Raw genomic sequence first — 8811 nt, forward strand, 5'->3', positions numbered from 1 at the left:
CCGCGGTCACGCGGGGACCCGTACCCCGGCCAGGTTTCCCAGCATCCGGCGGGTGCTCGGGCCCACCACCGCGGCCCACTCGTCCGGGGTGTCGGCGAGCCAGCGGGCCATCAGGGCGGCGAATCCGGGCACGTGCCGACCCAGGTCGACCAGTCCCCGGTCGAAACGGGTCGCGCCGTCCGGGGTACGGACCAGCAGCAGGCCGGTACGGCGGACCAGGTCGCGCATGCGGTCGCCGTCCTCCCCGCGCTGTGCGGCCGCCGCGTGCAGCAGCGCGCCCAGCACGCCCGGGTCGCGCTCATGGGCGAGCAGGACCTCGAGCAGCTCACCGCGGAGCGGCCGTGAGACGGGAGGACCGGCCGCTCCGAGGACGGTCGCCAGGGCCGCCCGCACCGGTTCGGGGCCGTCGTCGAGCAGCCCGGTGACCAGCGGCAGCAGGATCGCCCGGGACGCGGCGCCCTGGTTGAGGCGGCGCTCGACGAACCCGGCCACCTGCCCGGCCAGTTCCGGCCGCAGCTCGGCGGCCTCCAGGACCAGCTCGGTGAGGTGCCGGGCGTGCGTGGGCACGGTGACGTCGGCGAGGGTGCGCAGCACCTGTCCGGCGTGCGGACCGTGCAGCCGGGTGCGGAAGGCCGCCAGCACCTCGTCGGGGTGGGTGGCCAGGGCGGGGACCAGGGCGGCGGGGGTGAGCTGGTGGTCGCCGTCGGCGAAGTGCCGTAGCGCCGCGGGGAGATGACGGGCCCGGGTCGCCGGGTCGCGGACCAGCAGGGCGAGGGCGCCGCCGTGCAGGGTGCAGTCGGCGGGGCGGGCGAGCAGGGCGAGCGCGGCGTAGCGGAGCAGTTCGCGGTCGGCGTCGCCGCGGACGTGCGGTGCGGTGTGCAGCCCGTGGGCGACGGCGGCCACCCGGCGGGCCGGGCGTTCGTCGTGCGCCCAGCGGTCGACGGCCCGGCAGAGGGCGGACGGCTCGTCCTCGGCGAGCACGCCGAGGAGTTCGTCGCCCCGCCGGTGCGCGGCGTCCACCAGTACTTCGGTCAGCTCGTCCAGCGCACCGTGCCGATGGGTGTGCAGCAGCGCCTGCGCCGCGGTGGCCACGGTGGCGTGCGGCATCGCGGGCAGCGGCCGCTCGTCGTCGAACCACCGGGTGAGGTACGGCTGTACGGCGGTGGGGTCGGCGGCCAGCAGCCGGGCGACGGCGTCCAGGAAGCGGGGCACCGAGCCCTCGGGTTCCGGAGCCCGCGCGGTGGCTCCGGACACCTCGGCCGGCACGGTCGCGGTGGCTGCGGACACCTCGGCCGGCACGGTCGCCACGGCCGTCGGCCGGGTTCCGAAGCGCCCGACGCCCGCCGTCTCCGGCAGCGGCTCGTCCGCGAGGACCAGCCTGCGCAGCAGCTCGAAACGGTCGGCCTCGGGGAGGGGGAGCGCGGTCCAGAACGCGGGCCCGAACTCCTTGGACACCGTGCGCTGCCTGCGCACCACGCGGTCGGCGAGCAGCCTCAGCACCTCGTCGTACGGCGTCGCGTCGGGCAGCCGGAGCAGGGTCTGGGTGAGCAGCCGCGCCGCCCACCAGGAGCCGGGGTCCAGATCCAGGGCGTGCGCCAGCTCCCGCAGCCGTGGCGCGAGCCCGGCGGGACCGTACAGGCGGTCGAGGAGCAGCAGCGCGTGGACCACCGGGCCGATCCGGTGGCGCGGTACGGGCAGCGGCTGGGTGTCCTGGGGGGTGTGCCGGCGGTGCACGAGGGCGTGCAGTGCCTCGTCCAGGTCAAGGTGCGTGCCCTGGATCCAGTCGGCCAGTTCCTCGTGGGCGAAGCGGTAGCCGCTGCCGGCGGGGACCAGCAGGCCCTCGGTGAGCACGGCGGAGGCCCAGCCGGAGCCAGCGCCGAGGTGGGCGGGGACGGGCCCCCACGGGAACACCGTCTCGAACGTCTCCCGGTCGAGCTCCCCCTGTCCGGGGCCGAGGCTGCGCCGGGCGGCCTCGTGGACCTGGCCGGAGACCCGGGCGGCGAGCCGTCGTACGGCCCTGCCGCGCAGGCCGTTCTCGGCGGCCAGCCGGACTGCGATGCGCAGGCACATCAGGTCGAGGTAGGCGGCGAAGACGTCGTGCCGGTCGACCGGGGCGGCCTCGGGGGCGCCCGGGAGGGCGGCGCGGACCTCGGAGAGCAGGCGCAGGGTGAGGGGGTGGCGGGCGTCGCGTTCGGCGAGGGCGCCCTCGGGCACGCCGTAGCGGGAGCGGGCCAGGCGGGCCTCGTCCGGGGTGAGGTCGGTCAGCCGGACGCACGGCGGTTCGGCACCGGTGCCGTGCAGCAGGGCGGGCGGGAACTCGGCGCCGGCGCCCTCCCAGTACTCCTCCCGGCAGGCCACGAGCAGCCGGGCGCCGGTGTCGCGCAGCCAGTCGGCGGTGCCCTCGGTCCAGGCGGGCAGCCGGTGGGCGAGGACCGGGGGCATCTCCTCGGGGCCGTCGAGCAGGACGAGCAGCGGGCGGCCGGTGCGAGCGGCCAGCCCGGCCAGCCGTTCCACGGTCAGTTCGCCCAGGTCGCCGGGGAGTTGGGAGCGGGAGGCGGCGACGATCCGGACCGCGCGCTCCAGGGTGCGGCGGGCGGCGTCGGCGACGGAGGTGTCGGCGTCCTTCAGATCGGCGCCGCGGAGCCAGAGCGTGGGGGCGGGGTCCGGGGCGCTGTTGCGGCGGGCGGCGAGGGCGGCGAGTTCGGTGGTGCGGCCGGTGCCGGGGGCGCCTACGAGGGCCAGGACGGTTCCGGTGCCGGTGCCGGTGCCTTCGGCGAAGGCAGCGAGTTCGGTTGCGACCGAGGCTCGTTCGATTGGCTGAATTTGGTCCGTGTGGTCCGTGTGGTCGGGTGCGGGTGGGTGGGGGCTGGTCGCGCAGTTCCCCGCGCCCCTTCGGGGCGCTTCAGGCGCGCCGTTCCCCGCGCCCTTTCGGGGCGCTTCAGGCGCGCCGTTCCCCGCGCCCCTTCGGGGCGCTTCAGGCGCGCCGTTTCCCGCGCCCCTTCGGGGCGCTTCAGACGGCCAGATCCCCGCGCTCCTTCGGGGCGTCGGGCGGCCCACGTAGTCGGAGAGGGTGCCCGGGGGGCCGTCCTGGGCGACCGAGGTGGCTGTCAGTTCCAGGATTCCGGCGAGGTTCAGGTCGATGCCGTACGCCGGGACGGTTGCCGCGTTCCGGGCGAGGAGGTCGGCGAGGGGGTCGCAGTCCGGATGGTGGAGGGGGACCGCGAAGCCGACGTCGCGTTGGCCGGACTGGAGGGCCGTGCCCAGGACCGCGAGGACCGCGCCGGTCTCGGCGTCCAGGACCGGGCCGCCGGCCGCTCCGCCGCCGAGCCGCAGGGCGTCCCTGCCTGCCGTGCCGATCGCCAGCTCCAGTGCGTCCTCCAGGAGATGGAAGCGGTCGGTGGCGGTGTAGGTCACCTGGGTCGCGGCGAGCACCCGGGCCTCACGCCAGCGGTCGGCGGCGATCCGGACGTACGCGCCGGCCGGGATCCGCTCGCGCGCGGTGATCGGGAGCGGGTCCACACCGAGGCCCTCGGTGCGGATCAGGGCCAGGCCGTGGGCGGGCAGGGGCGTGACGGCGTCCGAGGCGACCACGCAGGTGCGGTCCCCGGCCGCGTGCAGCACGATCCGGGCCAGGCCGTCGACGGCCTCGTGGCTGGTGACGAGCGTGCCGTGGTGGTCGGCGAGGAAGCCGGTGCCGCGCGGACGCCCGGCGAGGTCCCGGATCCGGACCAGCCGCTCGTCGAGCACCGGTCCCGGATCCGCGGCCCTGTCCGCCTCCCCCACGCCGTCCGCCGTCCGGCGACCGCTCCCGGTCCGCGGGCCGCGTCCCGCCATGATCGAACCTCCCCGCCCGTACACCCGTGCCCTCGTGTCCGACGGTAGGCGCGAAATGATCAGCGGGACAGAGCGGGCCGGGAACGCGCCCCCCTCCGCTCCCCCGGTTCACTCCGAGCGCCTGCTCGGTCGGGTGAATAGGCAGGGGCGGGTGGATACACCCTAGGGGTGGGGGAACCGAGGGGGGACCGTGGAGCGGCGGCGGCGTCAAGACCCCGTGGTCGCCGCTCTACGGGCAGGTTCAGGAGAACACGGCGAGGCTCTTGGCCTTGCCCTTCTGCGCCTCGACGAGCGCGAGGAAGCCGCCCTCGGGGTCGAACACGGCGATGGGACCGGCGCCCGCGTACGCGTCGGGCATCTCCAGGCGCACCCCGTTGGTGAGCAGCCTGGCCCGCTTGGCGTCGACGTTCCAGCGCGGGAAGGCGGCGCCCGCCGCGTCGGCGATCGGCATCACGGTCAGCTCCTGCTGGAGCTGGTCGAGGGTGCGCGCCGAGTCCAGCTTGTACGGCCCGACGCGGGTCCGGCGCAGCGCGGTGAGGTGTCCGCCGACGCCCAGGCCGGCGCCCAGGTCCCGGGCGAGGGCCCGGATGTAGGTGCCGGAGGAGCAGACGACCGAGACGACCAGGTCGAGGACGGGGGTGCCGTCCTCGGCGACGGCGTCCCGGACGTCGTACACCGCGAAGGACGAGACGGTCACCGGGCGGGCCGGGATGTCGAAGTCCTCGCCGTCCCGGGCACGCTTGTAGGACCGTACGCCGTTGATCTTGATGGCGCTGACCTTGGACGGCACCTGCATGATGGTGCCGGTGAGTTCGGCGATGCCGGCGTCCACGGCCTCGCGGGTCACCTTGGAGGCGTCGGTGGACGAGGTGATCTCGCCCTCGGCGTCGTCGGTGACCGTGTTCTGCCCGAGGCGGATGGTCCCCAGGTACTCCTTCTCCGTGAGGGCGAGGTGCCCGAGGAGCTTGGTCGCCCGCTCGATGCCGAGGACGAGGACGCCCGTGGCCATGGGGTCGAGGGTGCCGGCGTGCCCGACGCGCCGGGTGCGGGCGATGCCCCGCATCTTGGCGACGACGTCGTGCGAGGTGAAGCCCGACGGCTTGTCGACGATGACAAGGCCGTCGGGCGGGGTGGGCTTGCTGGTCATTCGGTGGTGTCGTCCGTCTCGTCGGCCGCGTCCTCGCCGGGCTTCCGGTACGGGTCGGCGTCACCCGCGTAGTGGGCGCCCGCGGAGGCCTCACGGACCTGCGCGTCGGACTGGCGTGCCCGGTCGAGGAGGTCCTCGATGTTGCGGGCGGTGTCCGGCAGGGCGTCCGCGACGAAGGCGAGGGTCGGCGTGAACTTCACGCCGGCCGCCCGGCCCACCTCGGACCGGAGGATGCCCTTGGCGCTCTCCAGACCGGCGGCCGCGGCCTGCCGCTCCTCCTCGTCGCCGTACACCGTGTAGAAGACGGTCGCCTCCCTGAGGTCACCCGTGACCCGGGTGTCCGTGATGGTGACGTGCGAGCCGAGCCGCGGGTCCTTGATCCCGCGCTGCAGCTTCTGGGCCACCACCTCTCGGATGAGGTCCGCCAGCCTTTTCGCCCGCGCGTTGTCGGCCACTGGTCCGCTCCCGTTCTTTCTTCTTGTCGTTCTCAGGTCTAGTCGTCGTCGCCGTGGAAGCGCCGTCGGACCGACAGCAGTTCCACCTCGGGGCGGCCGGCGACCAGCCGTTCGCACCGGTCGAGTACGTCGGTCAGGTGCGCGGCGTCGCCGGAGACCATGGCGAGGCCGATGCCGGCCCTGCGATGAAGGTCCAGGTGGTCCACCTCGGCCGCGCTCACGGCGTACTTCCGCTGGAGTTCGGCGACGATCGGGCGGACGACGGAGCGCTTCTCCTTGAGCGAGTGGATGTCGCCGAGGAGGAGGTCGAAGGACAGGGTCCCCACGTACATGTATGTATCCGGTTAACCCGCCGGTACGGGATCGATGGCCCTGACAGGAACGGTACCCCGTCCCTGCCGGGGGCTCGACCGACTTTCCCCGGCGCGACGAGGGTCCGCCGCGTCGCCCGCCCACCTACCCGACTCGGTCGGCCGAGAGGGTGCCCTTACAACCCGCCGAGTCGGGTGGTGGGTGGGCGAGGTCGGGGTCCGGGGCGGAGCCCCGTGGCGGTGGTGTCCCGACGGGAAAAGCGCCGGCCGACGGAACCGAAATCCCGTCGGCCGGCACCAACCGTGGGTGTTACACCCGCGGCTTCTCGCGCATCTCGTACGTCGCGATGACGTCGTCGATCTTGATGTCGTTGAAGTTGCCGAGGTTGATACCGCCCTCGAACCCTTCGCGGATCTCGGTGACGTCGTCCTTGAAGCGACGCAGACCGGAGATGGTGAGGTTCTCCGCGACCACCTTGCCGTCGCGGATGAGGCGCGCCTTGGTGTTGCGCTTGACCTCGCCCGACCGGACCAGGACACCGGCGATGTTGCCCAGCTTGGACGACTTGAAGACCTCGCGGATCTCCGCCGTACCGAGCTCGACCTCCTCGTACTCCGGCTTGAGCATGCCCTTGAGGGCCGCCTCGATCTCCTCGATCGCCTGGTAGATGACCGAGTAGTACCGGACGTCCACACCCTCGCGCTCGGCCATCTGCGCCGCGCGGCCGGCCGCGCGGACGTTGAAGCCGATCACGATGGCGTCGGAGCCCATCGCCAGGTCGATGTCGGACTCCGTGACCGCACCGACGCCGCGGTGCAGGACGCGGATGTCGACCTCTTCGCCGACGTCCAGCTGGAGCAGGGAGGACTCCAGGGCCTCGACGGAACCAGAAGCGTCACCCTTGATGATGAGGTTGAGCTGCTGGATCTCGCCGGCCTTGAGCACCTTGTCCAGGTCCTCGAGGGACACACGGCGGGTGCGCTTCGCGAAGGCCGCGTTGCGCTCGCGCGCCGCACGCTTCTCCGCGATCTGGCGGGCCGTACGGTCCTCCTCGACCACGAGGAAGTTGTCGCCGGCACCCGGGACGTTGGTCAGACCCAGGACCTGCACCGGCGTGGAGGGGCCGGCCTCGGCGACGTTGTTGCCGTTGTCGTCGAGCATGGCGCGGACGCGACCGTAGGCGTCGCCCACGACCATCGTGTCGCCGACCCGCAGCGTGCCTCGCTGGACGAGGACCGTCGCCACGGCACCGCGGCCGCGGTCGAGACGGGACTCGATCGAGATGCCCTGCGCGTCCTGGTTCGGGTTGGCCCGCAGGTCGAGCGAGGCGTCCGCGGTGAGGACCACGGCCTCCAGCAGCGAGTCGATGTGCAGACCCTGCTTGGCGGAGATGTCGACGAACATGGTGTCGCCGCCGTACTCCTCGGCCACCAGGCCGTACTCGGTCAGCTGACCGCGCACCTTGGTCGGGTCGGCACCCTCGACGTCGATCTTGTTGACCGCGACGACGATCGGGACGTCGGCCGCCTTGGCGTGGTTGAGCGCCTCGACCGTCTGCGGCATGACGCCGTCGTTGGCCGCGACGACCAGGATCGCGATGTCGGTCGACTTCGCACCGCGGGCACGCATGGCGGTGAACGCCTCGTGACCCGGGGTGTCGATGAAGGTGATCTTGCGCTCTTCGTCGTTGACCTCGGTGGAGACCTGGTAGGCACCGATGTGCTGGGTGATGCCGCCGGCCTCGCCCGCGATGACGTTCGTCTTGCGGATGGCGTCGAGCAGTCGGGTCTTACCGTGGTCGACGTGACCCATGACGGTGACGACCGGCGGACGGACCACCAGGTCCTCCTCGTCGCCCTCGTCCTCGCCGAACTCGATGTCGAAGGACTCGAGCAGCTCGCGGTCCTCCTCCTCGGGGCTGACGATCTGAACCGTGTAGTTCATCTCGCCCGCGAGGAGCTGCAGCGTCTCGTCGGAGACGGACTGCGTGGCCGTGACCATCTCGCCGAGGTTCAGCATGACCGCGACGAGCGACGCCGGGTTGGCGTTGATCTTCTCCGCGAAGTCCGTGAGCGACGCGCCGCGGGAGAGGCGGATGGCCTCGCCGTTGCCGCGCGGCAGCATCACGCCGCCGACGCTCGGGGCCTGCATGGCCTCGTACTCCTGGCGACGCTGCCGCTTCGACTTGCGACCGCGACGGGCCGGACCGCCGGGACGGCCGAAGGCGCCCTGCGTGCCACCACGGCCACCGGGACCGCCCGGACGACCGCCGAAGCCGGGACGACCGCCGCCGCCGGCGCCGGGACCGCCGCCGAAGCCGCCACCGCCGCCGGGGCCACCGCCACCGGGACGGCCGGCGAAGCCGCCGCCACCGCCCGGACGGGCGCCGCCGCCACCACCGGGACGGCCGGCGAAGCCGCCGCCACCGGGACGACCGGCGCCGCCGGGACGACCCGCACCGCCGGGACCGCGACCGCCGCCACCGGGGCCGGGACGCGGGCCGGCAGCGGGACGCTGCGGCATCATGCCGGGGTTGGGACGCGGACCCGCGGAGCCGCCGCCGGGACGCGGACCGCCCTGCGGGCGGGGCATGCCGGACGGGCTCGGGCGGGCACCGCCGGGAGCCTGCGGACGCGGACCGCCGCCCTGGGCGCCGGGCGCCTGCGGACGGGGACCGGCGCCGGGGGCACCGGGGCCACCCGGGCGCGGACCGCCCTGCGGGCGCGGGGCCTGCGGACGGGCCATGCCGGTGGAGCCACCGGACGTGAAGGGGTTGTTACCCGGGCGCGGACCGGCCGGACGGGCACCGCCCGGACGGGGGGACTGGCCGCCGGGGCGCTGACCGCCCTGGCCCGGACGCGCGTCACGCTGACCGGGGGCCGGACGGCCACCGGGACGCGGGGCGCCACCCTGACCGGGACGGGGACCGGCGCCGGGGCGCGGACCCTGGCCCTGGCCCTGTGCGGCGGCCGGGCTCGGCGCCGCGGCGGCCGGAGGCGCCGGCGGTGCGGTGAACTCGGGCGCGGCCGGGGCCGGACGCGGCGCGGGCTTGGGGCCCGGGAC

The 8811-nt window shown here is 74.4% G+C and carries 5 protein-coding genes; all 5 read right to left on the bottom strand.

Annotated features, from left to right (window positions below; all coding sequences use genetic code 11):
- Positions 1-6: 6 nt before the first annotated feature.
- Positions 7-3834, bottom strand: a complete 3828-nt coding sequence (locus MB828_RS37230) for a trypsin-like peptidase domain-containing protein (RefSeq protein WP_301652022.1) — start codon at positions 3832-3834, stop codon at positions 7-9.
- 241 nt (positions 3835-4075) lie between these two features.
- A complete protein-coding gene (gene truB, locus MB828_RS37235) occupies positions 4076-4981 on the bottom strand; it encodes a tRNA pseudouridine(55) synthase TruB (RefSeq protein WP_301652023.1) in 906 nt (301 codons plus the stop codon).
- On the bottom strand, positions 4978-5436 hold the full coding sequence (rbfA, locus tag MB828_RS37240; protein WP_133029236.1) for a 30S ribosome-binding factor RbfA: 459 nt from the start codon (positions 5434-5436) through the stop codon (positions 4978-4980). The genes truB and rbfA overlap by 4 nt, the downstream gene beginning before the upstream one ends.
- Before the next feature lie 38 nt (positions 5437-5474).
- Entirely contained in the window at positions 5475-5768 is a 294-nt protein-coding gene (locus tag MB828_RS37245; RefSeq protein ID WP_046732584.1) for a DUF503 domain-containing protein, read from the bottom strand.
- Between the two features lie 289 nt (positions 5769-6057).
- A partial coding sequence (gene infB / locus MB828_RS37250; protein WP_301652024.1) for a translation initiation factor IF-2 occupies positions 6058-8811 on the bottom strand: 2754 nt, incomplete at its 5' end.

This window comes from Streptomyces arenae (assembly GCF_022343545.1).
In the GTDB taxonomy this organism is placed as follows: Bacteria; Actinomycetota; Actinomycetes; order Streptomycetales; family Streptomycetaceae; genus Streptomyces; species Streptomyces humi.

What these genes read in the sequence shown, in the direction of transcription:
- MB828_RS37230 (WP_301652022.1), bottom strand. Translation starts at nt 3,834, where the DNA reads ATGGCGGGACGCGGCCCGCGGACCGGGAGCGGTCGCCGGACGGCGGAC.
- truB (WP_301652023.1), bottom strand. Translation starts at nt 4,981, where the DNA reads ATGACCAGCAAGCCCACCCCGCCCGACGGCCTTGTCATCGTCGACAAG.
- MB828_RS37245 (WP_046732584.1), bottom strand. Translation starts at nt 5,768, where the DNA reads ATGTACGTGGGGACCCTGTCCTTCGACCTCCTCCTCGGCGACATCCAC.